A 17,840-nucleotide genomic window follows, 5' to 3' on the forward strand; every position below is an offset into this window, starting at 1 on the left:
GCAGCGGAGCCATTTCTCGTGAGCGATCTCGGTTACTACGCGTCTCTCCTTGCCCTGCTCGCTGCCGGCGCCGCCGCGGTCGCCGGCGCGATCGGCGGCGTCACGCGCTCCGAGGAGTGGGCGACCGTCGCGCGCCGCGGCATCTACGGCTTGTTCGCACTGACCAGCGTCGCGCTCGCGTGCCTCTTCTACGCCTTCGCGACGTTCGATTTCCAGCTCGAGTACGTCTCCCAGAACGCCGCGCGCACGATGCCCACGCACTATCGCCTCGCCGCGGTGTGGGGCGCGCAGGCGGGCTCGCTGCTGTTGTGGACGTGGATGACCGCGGCCTACGCGGCCATCGCGATCACCGTGCAGCGCCGCGAGCGCGCGCTGATTCCGTGGGTGTGCCTCGTCCTCGGCCTCAACGCGGCGTTCTTCCTCGTGCTGCTGAACTTCGTCTCGAACCCGTTCGAGAAGCTGCCGGCGACCCACGTGATGTCCGACGGCAACGGCATGAACCCGCTGCTGCAGCACCCGGTGATGATGATTCACCCCCTCGTGCTCTACCTCGGCATGACGGGCTTCTCGGTGCCGTTCGCCTTCGCGCTCGCCGCGCTCGCCTCCGGTCAGCTCGGCACGACCTGGATGCGCGTGACGCGGCGCTGGACGCTGTGGGCGTGGTGCTTCCTCTCGATCGGCATCCTGCTCGGCGGGCGCTGGGCCTACGAAGTGCTCGGCTGGGGCGGCTACTGGGCGTGGGATCCCGTCGAGAACGCCTCGTTCATGCCCTGGCTCGCGGGCACGGCCTACTTGCACTCGGTGATGGTGCAAGAGAAGCGCGACATGCTGAAGATTTGGAACTTCGTGCTGATCGGCCTCACTTACGGGCTGTGCTTGTTCGGCACGATGATCACGCGCGCAGGGCTCGTCAGGTCCGTCCACGCCTTTGCCCAGACCGAGATCTTCGGCGTGCTGTTCGCGTGGTACGTCGGCGCCGTGCTCCTGGCGTTCGTCGTGGCTGTGCTCTGGCGCGTGCCGCAGCTGCGCTCGCCGAACCGGCTCGAGTCCGTCGTCTCGCGCGAGGCGAGCTTCGTCATCAACAACTGGCTGTTCATGGCGATCCTCGCGGTCGTGTTCTTCGGGACGCTCTACCCGAAGTTCTCGACGCTGATCCAAGGCAAGGAAGTGCTGTTCGGGCCGCAGTGGTTCGACCTCTGGCTCGCACCGATCGGCATCGGCCTGCTCTTCCTCACGGGCGTCGGCCCGCTGCTCGCGTGGCGCCGCGCGACTCCCGCGAACCTGCGCCGCCAGCTGATCTTCCCCGCCGCCTGCGGCGCGCTCACCTTCGCGGCGCTGCTCGCGCTGTTGGGGACCGACGAGTGGCTCGCGGCGCTGACGTGGGGTATCGCGGCGCTCGTCACGGGGACGATCTGCGAGGAGTTCTGGCGCGCGACGAAGGCGAAGATGCGCGGCGGCGACTCCGCGCCCAGCGCGCTCGCGAAGCTGTTCCGCATGAACCAGCAGCGCTACGGCGGCTACGTCGTGCACCTCGGCGTGGTGTTCTTCTTCATTGGCTTCACCGGCCAGGCCCTCGACACCGAGCGACTCGAGAACCTCGCGCCCGGCGGCACGCTCGAAGTGCGCGACTACAAGCTGAAGTACCTCACGGCTGAGCCGATCCTCGGCGAGCACCACGGCGGCGCCGAGGCGCGCCTCGCGCTCTACAAGAACGACGAGCCGCTCGCGACGCTCACGCCCGAGAAGCGCATGTACTGGCTCGAGCAGCAGCCGAATTCGATCCCAGCGGTCTACTCGACGTTCGCCGAAGACTTCTACGTGATCCTCACCGCGATCGAGCCGAACGGCTCCGCCACGCTGAAGGTGTTCGTGAACCCGCTCGTGAGCTGGATCTGGCTCGGCGGCCTCACGTTCGTGATCGGCACGGTGCTCGTGATGTGGCCGCACCCACGCCGCGCAGCCGCCGCGTGATGCTCCGCCGCGCGCTCACAGTCCTCATCGCTCTCGCTCTCGCAGCCGGCGCGAGCGCGGAGGGCGAAGCTCCGCCCGACGTGCCCGCCGGCGAGGCGCGCATCAGCGGGCGCGTGCTGAAGGGCGAGACGACCACGCCGATCGCCGGGGTCGAGGTCGTGCTCTACGCGCTCAGCGCCGACGGCGTGCCGGGCCTGCGCCGCGCGACCAGCGATGCGAGCGGCGCGTTCGCGTTCGAGAAGATCTCCGGCTCGGCGCAGATCGCGTATCTCGTCGGCGCGCGGTACGAGGGCATCCCGGTTCCGGGCGGGCGCATCGCCTTCGAGCCGGGCCAGACGAGCGCGACTGCGGACATCCGCGTCGCGCCGGTCTCGCGTGATCTCTCCCGCGTTCGCGTGCGCGCGCAGACGCTGCGCCTCTATCGCGAAGCCGAGGGCCTGCGCGTGGAGGAGACGCTCGACATCGAGCAGACGGGCGCGGAGATCGCGCACGCGCCGAAGGATGCGCGCGCGCGCGTGATCGCACCGGTGCGCGCGACGCTGCCGGCGGGGGCCTCCGACTTCCGCATGCCGCTCGGCGTGATTCCCGAAGGCCTCGAACGCGAGGGCAGCACGGTCCGGTACTTCGGCCCCTTCTATCCGGGCCGCCAGGATCTGGTGTGGGCCTACCGCCTGGGCGCGGCCGAGACGACGCCGGACGGCGCGAGCTTCCGCTTCGCGTTCACGCCCGCGGCCGGCGCCGAGAGCGTCAGCGTGCTCGTTCCGAACGAGGTCCGCGCGTTCAGCGCTCCCGGCCTCGCGAGCGAAGGCGCTGCCGACGACAACGGCCGCAGCGTCACGCGCTACAGCGGGGCGCCCGCGCGAGGCCTCGAGATCTCGCTCGTCGCGCAGGCGGCGCGGGTCGACCCGAACGCGCTCAGCACGCCCGAAGTGCAGATCGTCGTGCAGGCCGACGACGCAGCGATGACCGTGAGCGAGATGCACCTGCTGCGCGCGACGGGCGACGGCCTCCTGCTCGGAACGCCGCAGGCGCCCCTGCTGCGCGTGCCGCTGCCCGAGGGCGCGAGCGACGTGCGCTTCGGCAGCGAGGCGAAGGGGCTCGAGTTCGCGCCGGGACCCGGCGGCGCCGTGGACGTGCTCGGCAGCTTCGCGCCGGGCGAAGCGCCGGTGCAGATCGCGTATCGGCTCGCGGTGCCTGCGAGCGGCGCGCGGCTCGCGCGCGAGTTCGGCGTGCGCGTCCCGCTCGTGCGCGTGTTCGTGGTCGATCACGGGCGGCTCGCGCCGAGTGCCGAGCGCCTTCACCGCGCGCGCCCCGTGCGCACGAACGATCTCAACTACCTCGCGTTCGAGGCCTTCGACGTCGCGCCCGGCGAGCGGGTCGCTCTCACGCTCGGCGCGCTCCCGCCGCGCAGCAGCGCGAGCCCGACTGCCGCGCGCGCGGTCGCAGCGCTCGGCGCGCTCGCGCTCGTGTTCTGGCTGCTGCGCCACGTGACGACTCGCGCGGCCGCGGAGCCGGCGGCGGCCGCCGAGCCCGAGCGCAACGAGCGCGAGGCGCTCTACGACGCGATCCGCGATCTCGACCACGACTTCGAGACAGCGAAGGTCTCGGCGGAGGATCACGCGCAGCTGCGCGGCGAGCTGCGCGCGAAGGCGGCGGCGCTGATCGCCGCGCAGGAAGGTGCGCCCGCGCCAGCCGAGCAGCCGCGCGCGTGTCCGCAGTGCGCGGTCGCAGCGGCGCCAGAGCACCGCTTCTGCGCGAGCTGCGGCACGCCGCTCGGGTCGCCCGCGTGAGCGAGCTGGTGCGCGCGCGCGGGCTGGCCAAGCGCTTCGGGCCCCTCGCTGCGCTGCACCCCCTCGACCTCACACTCGCGGCCGGCGAGACGCTCGCGCTGCTCGGCCCGAACGGCGCAGGCAAGTCCACGCTTCTGCGCCTCCTCGCCGGCCTCGCACGCCCGAGCGCGGGCGCGGTGGAAGTCGTCGCCGCGGCGTCGCGCCCGGAGCAGCGGGCGGCCGTGGGCCTCCTCGCGCACGCAACCTTTCTCTATGGGCAGCTCACGGCGCGCGAGAACCTCGCGCTCGCAGCGAAGCTCTACGGCGTGCGCGACCCGAACGCGCGCGCAGCGGCGCTGATCGCGGCGCACGAGCTCGCGCCGGTCGCGGAGCGCGCGGCGGGCGCCCTCTCGCGCGGCTGGGCGCAGCGCGTCGCGATCGCACGCGCGCTCGTGCACGAGCCGCGCCTGCTCTTGCTCGACGAGCCGTTCACCGGGCTCGATCCCCGCGCTGCCGACAAGCTCGCGGAGCGCCTGTCTGCGCAGCGCGGCGGCGGGCGCGCCGCCGTGCTCGTCACGCACGAGCTCTCGCGCGCCGCGCAGCTGGCAACGCGCGCGCTCGTGCTCGTGCGCGGCCGCGCGCGTGAGCTGGCCGCGGACGCGCTCGCGAGCGCAGGCGCGCTCGAAGCCGCGTATCGCGACACGGTCGCAGCGCTGGAGACGGCGCCGTGAGCGCGCTGCTTGCCGTGCTCTGGAAGGACCTCGCGACCGAGTGGCGCAGCCGCGACCGCTTCGCCGCGATGCTCGTGTTCTCGGTGCTGGTCGTGGTGGTGCTCTACTTCGCCGCGCCGCCTTCGATCGACGCGAGGCTGAACGGGTACGTGCCGGGGCTGCTGTGGGTCGCGTACTTGTTCGCGGGCGTGCTGGGCATGAACCGCGCCTTCGCCGCGGAGCTGGAGAACGACGCGCTCTCCGCGCTCGCGCTCGCGCCCGTCGACCGCGGCTTTCTCTTCCTCGGCAAGGCGCTCGCGAGCTTCGTCGTGCTCGCCGCAGTCCAGGCGATCACGGCGGTCGTGTTCGCGCTGGCGTTCGGCCTCGATCTCGCGCCGGTCGCGCTGAAGCTCGCGGCCGTGGCGGGGCTCGGCGCGTTCGGCATCGCCTGCGCCGGCACGCTGCTCGCCGCGATCTCCGTCCGCACGCGCTACCGCGAGGTGATGCTGCCGCTGCTCCTCTTGCCGCTGCTCGTGCCCGTGCTGCTCGGCGCGGTGCGCGCCACCACGCAGCTGCTCGCGACCGGGTCGCTACCGTGGCCACCCGTTCAGCTGCTGCTCGTCGCGGACGCGATCTACCTGATCGTGTCGTTCTTGTGCTTCGAGTACGTGCTCGATGAGTGAGGCGTGAGGCGGATGCAGCAGTGGAAAACATGGACGGCCGCCGCCCTCGCCGTGCTCGGCGCGTGGTGGCTGTACGCGGTCTGGCAGGCGCCTCTCGATTCCGTTCAGGGCGTGATCCAGAAGATCCTCTACGTCCACCCGCCCCTCGCCTTCGCCTGCTACGCGGGCTTCATCGGCGCCGCGATCGGCGGCGCGCTCTTCCTGGCGCGTGGCGACGAGCGCTTCGACCGCTTCGCTGCGGCGTCCGCCGAGGTCGGCGTGGTGTTCGCCACGCTGATGCTGGTCACCGGCCCCATATGGGCGAGGGGCACCTGGGGCAAGTGGTGGACTTGGGACCCGCGGCTCACCGTGACGCTGATCCTCTACCTCACGTACGTGGCCTACCTGCTGCTGCGCTCGTTCACGGAGGGCAGCGAGCGCGCGGCGCGCTTCGCGGCGGTGTACGGGATCCTGGGCGCGGCGCTGATCCCGCTGAACTACTACGCGATCGAGCTGTTCGGGAACCGCGCGCTGCATCCCGACAACCTCGGGCGCGGGAGCCTGGGTGAGGGCATGGGGCTTCCGTTCCTGCTCGGCGTGCTCGCGACGTTCGCGGCCTTCGCGTTCCTGCTGGTGTGGCGGGTCGAGCTCGGGAACCTGCGCGCCGCGCGCGCCGAGCAGCTCGCCCTCGCGGCCGAGCGGGAGGACGCGTGAGCTACTTGATCTCCGCCTACGCCGTGACTTTGGGCGCGCTGCTGGCCTACGGGGTTCAGCTCCGGGTGAGTGCGCGGCGACTGCGCGAAGAAATCACGCGCGCCGAGTCAAATCGCGGTTGACGCTCGCGCGCGCGCGGCGGTACAAACCCGAAGCCCATTTCCGCTCCGCCTTCAGCGCTCGTTGCCCCTCCCGACGCCGTCTCCCCCTCTCGTTCCATGCTCCGGACGCCGTCTCGAGGTGCGAAGAAAGCTGCGGCGTCGCGGGCCGATTCGGCAGCGGTGGGCGGTTCGTTTCTCAACCTCGCGCTTCGACTGCTCTCGCCCTCTTGGAACGAGCTTCGGTCGCGGCGGCAACTTCGACGCAATCCCAACCCCCAACCCCTTCCCCCAACAACTCGACTCGCCACGGCGCTCCCCCCAACCCCTCGCGTGGCACGGTGCTCGCATTCGTCCCGCCTCGTGCGGCGCGCGTACGAGCAGGGCGCCGCGGCAATCGACCGGAGGCTCCCCACTCCCATGGCCAGCATGAAGCGCGGCGTCGGCTACTGCGAGAACACCGACTGCGAGGACTACGCCAAGGGCGTGTTCCTGCTGAATCACGGCGACACCTTCTACTGCCCGCGCTGCCGCCAGCTGGGCAAGGTCGAGAAGGAACGCGGCTTCTACACCGGCAACTCGGACATCTTCAAAGAGGTGCGCGTCGAGTACAACTTCGACCCGATCAACGGCGTGTACCGCGAGATCGCGATCGTGCGCGACGAGAGCCTCTGGGGCCGTAACAACGTCTACACGCTGCAGTCGCCGCTGATCAAGACGGAGAAGCGCGCGCTGAAGGTCGCGGAGGCGATCCTCGCCAACCTGAACCGCTACCGCGGCCTGCTCAACGGCGACGAGATCCCGCGCACGACCGAGATCATCCTCTCGTTCGACGAGCCCCTCGACGAGTTCAAGCGCAAGGTCGCCCAGCTCGGCCGCGAGCTCGAGGCGAGCGGCCTGCGCGACGCGCGCGGCTGACCCTCCTTCGCGGCGCGCCGAGTGAAGCCGGCGCCCGCGCAGACATGCCGCCCACCTGCGATTGGCGTTGCAGGTGGGCGGTTTGCTTTTCTGCGCGGCGAGGGAGAGCGAGATGCCGCGAGCCGCGATCGTCGTAGGTGTGGGCCCGAGCGCTGGACTCGGCGCGGCGCTGTGCCGGCGCTTCGCGCGCGAGGGCATGCACGTATTCGCGGCGGCGCGCAGCGAGGAGCGCACCGAGGAGCTCGCGCGGGAGATCGCCGCGACAGGCGGGCGCGCGAGCGCGCAGCGCTGCGACACGACGCAGAGCGCCGATGTCGCGGTGCTGTTCGACGCCGCGCAGCGCGAGACCGGCGCGCCGCCGGCGTGCGTCGTCTACAACGCGGGCAACAACCGCATGAGCCCGCTGCTCGAGATGACGGACGAGTTCTTCGAGCAGACGTGGCGGACGAGTTGTTACGGGGGCTTCCTCGTCGGGCGCGAGGCGGCCCGGCGCATGCTGCCCGCCGGCGGGGGCACGCTGATCTTCACGGGCGCCACTGCATCGCTGCGCGCGCGGCCGCCCTTCACGGCCTTCGCGTCGGCGAAGGCGGCGCTGCGCAGCGTCGCGTTCGGGATGGCGCGCGAGTTCGGCGCGCGCGGGCTTCACGTGGGCCACGTGATCGTCGACGGCGTCATCGACGGCGATCAAGTCAACGCGCGATTTCCTCAGCTGAAAGAACGACTTGGCGCGGACGGCATGCTCGCGCCGGACGACATCGCCGAGGCGTACTGGCAGCTCCACCGCCAGCCGCGCAGCGCATGGACGCTCGAGCTCGACCTGCGGCCGTACAAAGAGAGCTTCTGAGCGCGGCTGGCGCACTCGCATTCGCGCGCCAGTTTCGGCCCAAACCAAACCTCCTTGCGTCGAGGTGGATACTGGGTGGAACGCGGGCGCCTCTCGCGGCCCGTGAAACTGGGGGTCGAGAGATATGTCTGCGCTTCATCCGTTCCTCTACTACCAGCGCCCGCGCTGTGAAGGGCGCAAGGTGCGCGTCGCGTACCACGTCGACGTCGCCGCGCTGCTGAATCTCGCCGGCGCTCTGCAGCGCGACGGCTACCTGATCGGTGAGCTGCTCTTCAACTACCCGGCGCTCGCCGGCGACGCCGACGAGGCGCTCGGCTTCGAGAAGGCCGACTTCGACGCCGATGGCCTCGTCGCCACCGCGACGCGCTTCGAGCGCGCACGGCAGTACAAGAAGTTCGTGCAGCGCGGCGACACGCCGCTCGAGCGCGCGGTCGAGCGCGCCTGGCGCCCGTTCATCCTCGACAGCGCGCGCTTGCAGATGGTCCTGCAGCCGCGCGCCGCACGTCACTTGAAGCAAGGCTTCGAGTCGCGCGCCAACGTCACGTTCTACCAAGGTGAGGGTGCGCGTTACAAAGAGCTCCTGACGGCGCAGGGCTTCCGCAAGCAGAAGGACCGCGCGACGGCCGCCTACGTGCTGCGCGTGAAGCGCCTCTGGGACGGCGGCCCGGGTTACATCGGTGCGTTCGGCATGGACAGCACGACGTCGCTGATCTGGTCTTACCTCCTTCGCCACCGCCACCCGGAGCTGCTGCGCGAAGACGGCTTCGCGATGGCCGAGCTCTCCGGCCCGATCCCGGGGCGCGTGCCCGACCTCCGCTTCTCCCAGGAGTGGCGCAGCGAGATCATCCTGCGCGCGCCGGCCTAACAACTAGTCCGCAAGGCTCGACGGGCCGCGCTGGCGCCAGCGCGGCCCGTCGCATTTTCAGCGCCCAGCTTTCAGTTCGGCCCCAAGTGGAGTTGGGGTCTTTCTCCGCGGCGAAGCTGCAGCCGTGATTCTCCCCACTCCTCTCAACCACTCGACAGGGAGAATTCGAAATGAGCGACGACAAGAAGAGCAAGGGCAACGTCAAGCGCAGCGACGCGGCGAGCGCGCGCGTCACGTGGCAGCTGATCGAGCACGCGCTCGCGTGCGAGCTGCTCGGGCGCATCTACCTGTTCGGCCCGCCCGGCGTCGGCAAGACGTACGCCGCGTACGTCTACGGGCGCACCGAGCGTGAGCTGTACGCGTGCACGCTGACGCAAGAGACGCCCGCGGCGGAGCTGCGCGGCACGTATCTGCCGCAGGGCGACACGCTCGCGTGGCACGACGGCCCGGTCGTGCGCGCGATGAAGGAAGGCGCGCGGCTCGTGCTGAACGAGCTCTCGCACGCGAGCGACGACGCGCTCGCGTTCCTCTACCCCGTGCTCGAGCACCCGGAGACGGCGCGCATCACGCTGCCGACGGGCGAGACGGTGCGGCCCGCGCAGGGCTTCCACGTGGTCGTTACGGACAACCTCGCGCCGGACGGCCTGCCGCCGGCGCTGCGCGATCGCTTCGACGCGCTGCTCGAGATCTGCGAGCCGCATCCGTCGGCGCTCGCGCGCCTCAGCGAGCCCTTGCGCGAGGCGGCGCGGCGCAGCTTCTCGCTCGGCGACGACCGCCGCGTGAGCGTGCGCAGCTGGCTCACGCTCGACCGCGTGCGCCACGTGCTCGGCCTCGAAGCCGCCTGCCTCGTGGTGTTCGGCGCCGAGCGCGGCTCGCAGATCTTCGACGCCCTCGTGCTGGCGGTGGTGAAGTGATGCGCGACGAGCTGAACACCCGCTACCTGCCCTACCCCGAGCTCGTGGAGCTCACGCCGTTCGCCGAACGCGCTCGCGGCTACGAGATCGTCGACTCGGTCGGGCGCGAAGACGTGACGGGCGCCGTCGACAAAGTCGCGCGGCGCATGCTCGTGCCGCTCGAGGCTTACGGGCGCTCGACCGTGCGGCACGAGCTCGGGCACGTGCGTTGGTCGCCGCTGCGCCCGCCGCGCGTGCAGTTCGATCGTCGCGTGCTCGCGGCCGTCGAGGACGCGCGCATCAACCTCGCGCTCGCGGCGAACCGTGTGCCGCTCGAGCTCGGCCCCGAGTCCGAGCTGCACGTCGCGTGGCTGCTCGCGCGCGACATGAAGCGTGGCGACGCGCTCGCGGTGTGGCTGCGCTCGGTCGCCGCGATCGGCACGAGCTGCGAGCCGATGCTGCGCACGCTGCTGCTCAGCTGGCGCGCGGGCGACGGCGACCTCGTGCTGCAGCGCATCGCGCGCATCCGTAACAAGCTCGAGGAGGCGCGCAGCGAACGCGGCGGCGAGGTCGCTCCCGAGCTGCGCGCCCGCGCACTCGCGCGCGAGCTCGCGCGCTTGCTGCGCGCCGAGGGCGTGCTCGACGCGAGCGGCCAGTCGCAGAGCGAGTTCGCGATCGACTGCTGCACGGTGGAAGGCCACGAGCACGACGAGGACGAGGTCGGCCGGCGGCGCTGGCGCAAGGAAGCGGACGAGCCCGAGGGCGGGGTGAAGCCCGGCGAGCTCACTATCACACGCGCGCCGCTGCAGCGCGCACGGAGTGGCGGCGGGGCGCCGCGCGGCTGGCGCGCTGCGAGTGAGGGCAGCGTCGTGCGCTACGCGCATCGCTGGACCGCGGACCGCGCGATCTTTCGCCGCAAGGCGCGGCTCGCCCGCGGCACGCTGCTGATCGACGTGAGCGGCTCGATGTCGCTGAAGCCCGCCGATCTCGACGCGATGCTCGCGAGCACGAACGCGGGCCTCGTCGTCGCGATCTACAGCGGCAAGGGCGACAAGGGCGAGCTGCGCGTGGTGGCCCAGGGCGCAGCGCGCGCCGCCGACAAGCACCTCGCAGCGCCTGGCGGAGGCAACATCGTCGACCTGCCCGCGCTCGGCTGGCTCGCGCGCCAGCCCGGCCCGCGCCTCTGGATCAGCGACGGCCTCGTCACCGGCGTGGGGGACCAAGCGAGCAAAGCGCTGACGGCGCAGTGCAAGGCGGTCTGCAAGCGCGCGCGCATCCAGCGCGTCGCGAAGCTCGCCGACGCCGCGAAGGTGCTCGGCGCGCGGGGATGATCCGCAAGCGCCGCGCGCAGCGAGGCGAAGCCGAGCGAAGTCAACGCGATAGCGGTGGAGCCTCCGCGAAAGCAGAGGCTCCACCGCGCAGCCGCACGCTCAGGTCGATCGCGAAGCCCGCGCTGATCGCAGCGAGTCCGAGCCGCTCCTCGCGGATCCGCGGCGCTCCTCCACGCAGTGCATCCTCGAGCGGCGCGCGAAACCACGGGAACAGCTCGCGCGGCAGCGCGTCGACCGGGTACCAGCGCACCGCGGGCGCCTCCACGCTGGGCGTAATCACTCCGCCGACCACGCGCGCCTCGTACACCCGCGCGCGATGCGCGAAGAAGCCCGTGCGCCGGTACTCGCCCACGATCCGCACCACCCCGACTGCGAGCCCCGTCTCCTCCGACACCTCGCGCACGATCGCGCGCTCCTCGGACTCGCCGGGAAGCGCGCTGCCGCCCGGCAGCTCCCACCCCATGAGGTCGCTGCGCAGGGAGAGCAGCACGCCGGCGTCGGACCTAACCACTGCCTGCACCACGGTGCGCGCCCGCAAGCGCCCGGCGAACACGCCCTTCAGCGCGTTGCGCCCGTGATCGAGCGGCAGCCGCGCGAGCGCCGACAGCGCGCTGACGGCTCTCACGGCGAGGCGTCCGCGCTTGCGTCGCCTCGGCGCGGTTCACTCCGCGGCAGCCTCACCCAACGATCTTGGAGAGCGGATACTCGACGATGCCGCGGGCGCCGCGGTCCACGAGCTCGGGGATCAGCTCGCGCACGAGCTTCTCCTCGACCACGGTGTTGAGCGCCACCCAGCTCTCGTCCGCGAGCGTCGAGATCGTGGGCGTCGCGAGCGCCGGCAGCACGTCGAGCACCTTCGCGAGGTGCGAGCGCGGCACGTTCATCATCAGGCCCACGCGCCCGGCCGCCGCGATCGCGCCGTTCAGCAGTAACAACAGGCGCTCCATCTTGCGCCGCTTCCACTCGTCCGCGTACGCGTCCCTGTTCGCGATGAAGCGCGGCGTCGACTCGAGCACCGTGTCGATCACGCGCAGCCGGTTCGCGCGAATCGACGAGCCCGTCTCGCTCACGTCGACGATCGCGTCGGCGAGCAGCGGCGGCTTCACCTCGGTGGCGCCATACGAGAACTCCACCTCGGCCTTCACGCCGTGCTGCTTCAAGTATCGCTTGGTGAGGCCCACCGTCTCGGTCGCGATGCGCCCGCCTTCGAGGTCCTTCACGGTCTTGATGTGCGAGTCCTCTTTCACGGCGAGCAGCCAGCGCACGGGGCGATAGTTCGGCCACGGCGCGCGCAGGTCCGCGAGCTCCTTCACCTTCGCGCCGTTCTCCAGCACCCAGTCGACGCCGGTGATGCCCGCGTCGAGCACGCCCTGCTCGACGTAGCGCGCGACTTCCTGCGCGCGGATCAGCACGCAGGAGAGCTCGGGGTCGTCGATCTCGGGGTAGTAGGAGCGATCGGGAATGCGCAGGTTGAAGCCCGCGGTGGCGAAGAGCTTCGCGGTCGTGTCCTGCAGGCTGCCCTTCGGGAGACCGAGCACGAGCTGACGTTTTCCATCCACGCGCTTCATCGCTTGTACACCTGATCGGGGTCGAACACCGGCTCCATCGTCGTCTTCCAGCCCTCGCCCTCGCGCAGGCGATAGAAGCAGCTGCGCCGGCCGGTGTGGCACGCCGCGCCGCCCTTCTGCTCGACCTGCAGCACGACGGCGTCGCCGTCGCAGTCGATGCGCAGCGACTTCAGCGTCTGCGTGTTGCCGCTCGAGTCGCCCTTGTGCCAGAGCTCGTTGCGAGAGGTGCTCCAGTACACGACCTCGCCGCGCGCGAGCGTCGCCTTGAACGACTCCTCGTTCATGTAGGCGACCATCAGGATCTCGCCGGAAGCGAAGTCTTGCGCGATCGCAGTGATTAGGCCGCCGCGCTTCGCGAAGTCAGGGAGATTTTCCGTAGACATGAGGCGCGAGAACTTACCCAGAGGCCAATTCCGCTGCCAGACGAGCGCGCAGGCCCGCGAGCTCGCCGAACGCCGGGCCGCGCCCATACGCGGCCTCGCGCGCGTCGCTCTTCACACGCGCGAGCACACCGCGCTGCGCCATCAGCTCGAGCGCGTTGCCGAACGTGACGGGGTTCCAGCCTTCTGGCCGCCGCACCTCGCCGAGTAGCTGCGCGCGCGAGTGATAGGTCTCGCTCGCTTTCTCGAGGGCCTTCGCGGTGAGGGGCTCCGTCACGTTCTCGAATGTGCAGAAGGCGACGTAATAAGCCTCGAGCACGCTGCGCGTCTGCTCCGCGAGGAACGTGAGCAGCGAGCGGCCGGTCTCGCTCACGCGCAGGGGGCCGCCTTCGCGCTCGACCACCGCGTCCTGCAGGAACGCGGCGAGGAACTCGCCGAACTGCTGCTGCTGAATCTCCGCGCGCGGCGCGAACCACTCGACGTCCAGCAGCTCGAGCCAGAACGAGACCTCCGCGCGCAGCTCCGCCTCGGTGACGGAGCTCTCGAGCAGCCGCCGCGCGATCAGGCTCGGCGCGGCGAGCGCGTGGTAGATGCCGTTGCGGTAGACGTCGAGCGCGCGGCGCTGCGATTCGTCGAAGTAGATCAGCTCGCCGCGCAGGTCGAGCTCGCGGCGGACCATGCCGAGCCGCAGCATGAAGTCGATCGAGTCGTTGAAGCCGTTCTCGACGTCGGCTTCGAGCGCGTCGGTGAGCGTCACGTTCTGCATGCGCAAGAGCGCGACGATCTGCGTCATGCGCGCCGCGAGCTGCCTGCGAAAGAGCCCGCGGTGCGGCTCGCCGAGCAGCGCGGCCGCAGCCACGTTCGTCGCGGTCGCCACCATGCCACAGTTGATGCGCTCGACCAGCTCGCGCCCGAGCCCCTCGACGATCGCGCGCCGCTCGGGCTCCACCTCGTCGCCGCGCTTCCACAGCTCGCCGCGGCCCGCGAGCACCTCCGCGAGCGAGACGGGCTCCGCGAAGTTCACGTGCACGCTGCCGAAGTTGCGCTTCAGCACGCTGCGCGCGCGCACGAGCCCGGCCATCGACTCCTGCTGCTTCGCGCCGCCCTCGAGCTCCGAGACCATCGCGCCCTCTTCGACGAGGCGTTCGTAAGAGATCGCGACGGGCACGAAGAAGAGATCGCGGCGCCCGCTGTCGACGAAGCCCTGCACGTTCCACGCGAGCATGCCCATGCGCGGCGCGAGCGTCTTGCCCGTGCGCGAGCGGCCGCCCTCGATGAAGAACTCTTGCGTGAAGCCCTCGCGCACGAGGTGCATCACGTAGGCGCGGAACACGGCCTTGTAGACGGGGTCGCTGAAATCGCGGCGCAGGAAGAACGCGCCGGCGCGGCGGAACAGGAAGCCGAACGGGCCGAAACCCATGTTCTCGCGCGCCGCGATGTGGGGCGGCACGACGTAGTTGTTATAGAAAAACCAGGAGAGGATCAGAAAGTCGAAGTACGAGCGGTGGCTCGGCACGAGCACCACCGGATGCCGACGCGCGTGATCGGCCACGCGCTCGAGCCCGCGCGTCTCGATGCGCGTGAAGAGGCGCCCGAAGATCCACGACACGAGCGCCGCGAGCGCCGCGATCACGGTGGAGGACATGTTCGCGGCGATCTCGGCGAAGGCGCGCTCCGCCTCCGCGCGCGCCGCCTCGCGCGAGCTGCCGCTCTGCGCGCGCGCCTCGATGGCTTCCTGCACGCCGGGGTCGGAGAGCACCGCTTCCTGCACCTTGTGCCGCGGCCTCAGCACCGGCCCCTCGGCCACGCGCTCCTCGGCGGAGACGAACTGCAGCATCTTGCGCCGCAGCCGCCGCACCTGCGCGTCGCGCGTGCCGCCCTCGTGGGCGAGGAACGACGCGACGTCGACCGGATCGCCCGTCTTGATCGAGAGCTCGCGGTACGTGAGCAGGAACGACGTGATCTTCGCGAGATCGCCGGGCCTCGCAGAGGCGCCGCGATAGAGGTTCAAGAAGCGCCGTTCCGCCCGCGGACCTTTGCTCCAGAAGAGCGCGAGCGGCACGACGTGCACGGGCTTGCCCTCGGCCGCGAGATCGGCGAGCTCGTCGATCAGCTCGAGCTCGCGGTGCGCCCGCTCGATCGCTTCCTGCGGGCTCCGCAAGAGCGCCGCGAGGCGCGCGGTGCGCAGGAACAGAAAGCTCGACTCGCCCGCCGCGACGACGCGCCGCAAGTCCTCCCGCCCGCGCTTCACCGGGTCGGCGCCGCGCCAACCGCGCAGCGCCCGTAACAGGAACGCGGGCACCGAGCGCCACCACGGGCGGTAGTACCAGTACGCGATGCCGTTGGCGTACGAGGAGAGGCGGAGTCCCTCGCGCGCGAACAGCGTGTTGAACAGGAAGTAGTCGAGGCGGCTCGCGTACCGCATCACGTACACGACCGCGCCCTTCGCCTCCGCATCGCGCAGCTTCGCGACCGTCTCGTCGTCGATGTCGAGATGAGCGAAGAAGCGCCGCGCGAACCAACGGAACAGGATCTGGAAGCGCGGCGTCATCGCCGTCGCGGGATCGAGCACGCTCGGATTCGCCGCGCGAACGCGGGGCAGCTCGGCGTTCGTCATGGCGCGAAGGGTTAGCCCCGGGCAAGAGCCCGCGCCGCAGCGCGCGTCACCAACGGCCGAGCGCACGATCACGCCGACGCTCACCGCGCTGTCAGGACGACCTCGAAGTCGGACGCTCCTGCGAAGCAGGTCGGCCGAGGCAGCAAGCGGAGCGCGCAGCGAGGCGGAGTCCGCGGAGCCGAGCGAAGTCAACAAGGAACGGCGCCGACGCGCCCTCGATGCGGGAGACGAGTCCCACCTCGGCGCGCGTCGGCGCGGGTTGATCGCGCCTCGCGCGATCAACCCGGCAGCATGATGTCCTTGATGCGCGCCGCGACTTCCTCGGCGCTCCACAGGCCGCCGTTGTCGGTCTTGTTCACGCCGGGCGCCGTCACCATGCGCATCTCCGCAATGCGTCCGCCGCCCACGAGGAACGTCTTGTCGGTGAGGTCGGCCGCGAGGTCGCTGGCGAGGAACACCACGAGCGGCGAGACGAGCTTCGGATTCATCTTCTCCTGCATCGACGGATCCTGGAAGCCCGCGAGGTCACCGGTCAGACGCGTGTGCGCGATCGGCGCGAGCGCGTAGGCGCGAATGCGGTTCTTCTTGCCCTCGATCGCGACGCAGCGCGTGAAGCCCCAAATGCCGGCCTTCGCGGCTCCGTAGTTCGACTGCCCGAAGTTGCCGTTCAGGCCGCTCGTCGACGAGGTGTTGATGATCACGCCGCCCTGCCCGCGCTCCTTCATGTGCGTGAAGGCGGGCCGCGTGACGCAGTACGTCCCCTTGAGGTGGACCTGGTTCACGATGTCCCACATGTCTTCCGTGGTGTTCGTGAGCGACTTGTCGCGCAGGATGCCCGCGTTGTTCACGCAGATGTCGAGCTTCCCGAACGCGTCGATGGCCGCCTTCACGATGCGCTCGCCGCCCTCGACCGTCGCGACGCTGTCGTACTGCGCCACCGCCTGGCCGCCAGCCGCCTTGATCTCCGCGACGACTTGATCCGCCATCGAGTGACCGCCGCTGCCGCTGCCGTCGCGCGCGCCGCCGAGATCGTTCACGACCACCTTCGCGCCCTCGCGCGCCATGGCGAGCGCATGCTCGCGACCGAGACCACCACCCGCGCCCGTCACGAGCGCGACCTTGCCATCGAGAAGACCCATCGAATTGACTCCAACGAGAGTTAGGGGTTGCGAAAGGCGAAGCACGCTAGCAGCGACGGGCACCCGAGTCGTCGTCGCGATGTGCCCCGCCGCTGCTGGGTGGCGCGGCGGCTGCGCGGGATGGCTCGCTGCGGGCCTGCCGGTCGAGGCCGCCCGCACGTCTGGCGTCGTGGCGCGACGGCCTCTACGCGGTGCCCGTGCGAGCGCTCTGGGAATCCTGAGCACCGCCGCTTCGGCGGCGCGGGAACGTCTTGTTACGTGCGCGCCCGTTTGCGTGAACGGCTGCGGGCTTGGCGCCGACTAGGTGTCACGGCGGCGCGCTTGGAACCCTCCGGGAGTCCGATGCGATCGTCGGTTGCGCTCGCGGTCCCCGCGAACCCCGCGACGCGCACTTCCGCCTTCGGGAAGCGAGCGACCAGCTCGAGCGTGCCGCCCAGCGCGCGGACGTAGGCGGCGAGGTTGCTGAGCAGTACGTCCTCGCGCTGCTCGAGCTGCGAGATCGCGCCCTGCGTCACTTCCATCAGCTCGGCGACCTCGCTTTGCGTCAGCCCCGACACCTCCTGCCGTAGCTCCGCGAGCCGCATTGCGCGCAAGCTCGCGCGCACGCGGTTGCGCACCCGCGCGCGCGCCGCCGCGCTCATGCGGTCGCGCAGTTCCTTGAACGGACGTGCCATCGCTTTCTCCTTTCAGATCAATCGTTCGCGCCGCAGCTGCGCGAGGTGCTCGTCGTAGAGCCGGTCCGCGACCGGCGTCAGCCGCTCGTAGAACCGCTCATCCCCCGTCTTGTCGCCCGCGATCAACAGAATGGCCGCGCGCCGCGGATCGAACGCGTAGAAGATCCGTATCGGCCGGCCACGGTGCTGCACGCGAAGCTCCCGCATGTGCGGATGCCTCGAGCCGCGATCCCGGAACTGAACGGAAACCCGAGCCGCGCTCCGCGGGCCGCCAGCAACTCGACCACGTGCGCCACGCTCTCCTGTTCCGCCTCGCTCAGCGCCTCCCACCACCGCCCGAACTCGTCCGTGTACTCAACCTGCACCACCACTCAGCCACCGCGGGACCGGGGCGAGCCGCAGATTAGCTTCGACTAATCCCTCGCCAATGTGAACCGCGGTTCACTTCACCCGTCCCACGCACCCCCGCACACCTCGCTGCGCCCTACATCTCAAAGCCACGACGCACGGGCGCCCCTCGAGCCCGCCCTCACCAACCGCCTTTCACGCGCCGCGCAGAAGGGATCGAAGCCCCGCCGCTCAGCCGAGGCAGCGCCCAAAACCGCCCCCTCATCTCCAAAACAACCCCCCATGCGAAGCCGCAAAGCGGCGAGCCCTCGATCCCTCGATCGAGCGCCCACCTCCGCC

16 protein-coding genes and 1 pseudogene are annotated in these 17,840 nt (G+C 70.7%); 10 read left to right on the forward strand and 7 right to left on the reverse strand.

Annotated elements, in window-relative coordinates; genetic code table 11:
- The first annotated feature begins 18 nt into the window (after positions 1-18).
- The 10 genes from FJ091_14185 (at position 19) to FJ091_14230 (ending at position 10,775) form a co-directional block, all read left to right on the forward strand.
- Complete coding sequence (locus tag FJ091_14185) at positions 19-1,971, forward strand: heme lyase CcmF/NrfE family subunit (protein ID MBM4384500.1); 1,953 nt, start codon at positions 19-21, stop codon at positions 1,969-1,971.
- The gene (locus FJ091_14190; GenBank protein MBM4384501.1) at positions 1,938-3,761 is read left to right on the forward strand and encodes a hypothetical protein; all 1,824 of its coding nucleotides are present in this window, start codon (positions 1,938-1,940) and stop codon (positions 3,759-3,761) included. The genes FJ091_14185 and FJ091_14190 overlap by 34 nt, the downstream gene beginning before the upstream one ends.
- On the forward strand, positions 3,758-4,471 hold the full coding sequence (locus tag FJ091_14195; protein ID MBM4384502.1) for an ABC transporter ATP-binding protein: 714 nt from the start codon (positions 3,758-3,760) through the stop codon (positions 4,469-4,471). Before FJ091_14190 ends, FJ091_14195 begins: the two co-directional genes overlap by 4 nt.
- The gene (locus FJ091_14200) at positions 4,468-5,133 is read left to right on the forward strand and encodes a heme exporter protein CcmB (protein ID MBM4384503.1); all 666 of its coding nucleotides are present in this window, start codon (positions 4,468-4,470) and stop codon (positions 5,131-5,133) included. Before FJ091_14195 ends, FJ091_14200 begins: the two co-directional genes overlap by 4 nt.
- 12 nt (positions 5,134-5,145) lie before the next feature.
- Positions 5,146-5,826 (forward strand): cytochrome c biogenesis protein CcsA, encoded by a 681-nt coding sequence (ccsA, locus tag FJ091_14205; protein ID MBM4384504.1) that lies wholly within the window; start codon positions 5,146-5,148, stop codon positions 5,824-5,826.
- A gap of 518 nt (positions 5,827-6,344) precedes the next feature.
- Positions 6,345-6,842 (forward strand): hypothetical protein, encoded by a 498-nt coding sequence (locus tag FJ091_14210; GenBank protein MBM4384505.1) that lies wholly within the window; start codon positions 6,345-6,347, stop codon positions 6,840-6,842.
- 112 nt (positions 6,843-6,954) lie between these two features.
- Positions 6,955-7,686 carry an SDR family NAD(P)-dependent oxidoreductase gene (locus FJ091_14215; GenBank protein MBM4384506.1) on the forward strand — a complete coding sequence of 244 codons (732 nt, stop codon included), beginning with the start codon at positions 6,955-6,957 and terminating at the stop codon, positions 7,684-7,686.
- 124 nt (positions 7,687-7,810) lie between these two features.
- Positions 7,811-8,551 carry a hypothetical protein gene (locus tag FJ091_14220; protein ID MBM4384507.1) on the forward strand — a complete coding sequence of 247 codons (741 nt, stop codon included), beginning with the start codon at positions 7,811-7,813 and terminating at the stop codon, positions 8,549-8,551.
- A gap of 170 nt (positions 8,552-8,721) precedes the next feature.
- Positions 8,722-9,465 carry an AAA family ATPase gene (locus tag FJ091_14225; GenBank protein MBM4384508.1) on the forward strand — a complete coding sequence of 248 codons (744 nt, stop codon included), beginning with the start codon at positions 8,722-8,724 and terminating at the stop codon, positions 9,463-9,465.
- Positions 9,465-10,775 (forward strand): hypothetical protein, encoded by a 1,311-nt coding sequence (locus FJ091_14230; protein ID MBM4384509.1) that lies wholly within the window; start codon positions 9,465-9,467, stop codon positions 10,773-10,775. The genes FJ091_14225 and FJ091_14230 overlap by 1 nt, the downstream gene beginning before the upstream one ends.
- A gap of 40 nt (positions 10,776-10,815) precedes the next feature.
- On the opposite strand, the gene FJ091_14235 is transcribed toward FJ091_14230, so the two are convergent.
- The 7 genes and pseudogenes from FJ091_14235 to FJ091_14265 form a co-directional block, all read right to left on the reverse strand.
- Positions 10,816-11,400, reverse strand: coding sequence for an NUDIX domain-containing protein (locus tag FJ091_14235; GenBank protein ID MBM4384510.1), 585 nt, complete (start codon positions 11,398-11,400; stop codon positions 10,816-10,818).
- Between the two features lie 52 nt (positions 11,401-11,452).
- Positions 11,453-12,343, reverse strand: coding sequence for an ATP phosphoribosyltransferase (locus tag FJ091_14240; protein MBM4384511.1), 891 nt, complete (start codon positions 12,341-12,343; stop codon positions 11,453-11,455).
- Complete coding sequence (gene hisI / locus FJ091_14245; protein MBM4384512.1) at positions 12,340-12,726, reverse strand: phosphoribosyl-AMP cyclohydrolase; 387 nt, start codon at positions 12,724-12,726, stop codon at positions 12,340-12,342. Before hisI ends, FJ091_14240 begins: the two co-directional genes overlap by 4 nt.
- Before the next feature lie 13 nt (positions 12,727-12,739).
- Positions 12,740-15,340, reverse strand: coding sequence for a 1-acyl-sn-glycerol-3-phosphate acyltransferase (locus FJ091_14250; protein MBM4384513.1), 2,601 nt, complete (start codon positions 15,338-15,340; stop codon positions 12,740-12,742).
- Positions 15,341-15,618: 278 nt separating this feature from the next.
- A complete protein-coding gene (locus FJ091_14255) occupies positions 15,619-16,479 on the reverse strand; it encodes an SDR family NAD(P)-dependent oxidoreductase (GenBank protein MBM4384514.1) in 861 nt (286 codons plus the stop codon).
- A 254-nt stretch (positions 16,480-16,733) separates the two neighbouring features.
- The gene (locus FJ091_14260; GenBank protein MBM4384515.1) at positions 16,734-17,153 is read right to left on the reverse strand and encodes a helix-turn-helix transcriptional regulator; all 420 of its coding nucleotides are present in this window, start codon (positions 17,151-17,153) and stop codon (positions 16,734-16,736) included.
- 12 nt (positions 17,154-17,165) lie between these two features.
- Positions 17,166-17,524, reverse strand: a pseudogene (locus FJ091_14265) (type II toxin-antitoxin system RelE/ParE family toxin).
- Positions 17,525-17,840 lie beyond the last annotated feature (316 nt).

It is taken from the genome of Deltaproteobacteria bacterium, from assembly GCA_016875395.1.
In the GTDB taxonomy this organism is placed as follows: domain Bacteria; phylum Myxococcota_A; class UBA9160; order UBA9160; family UBA6930; genus VGRF01.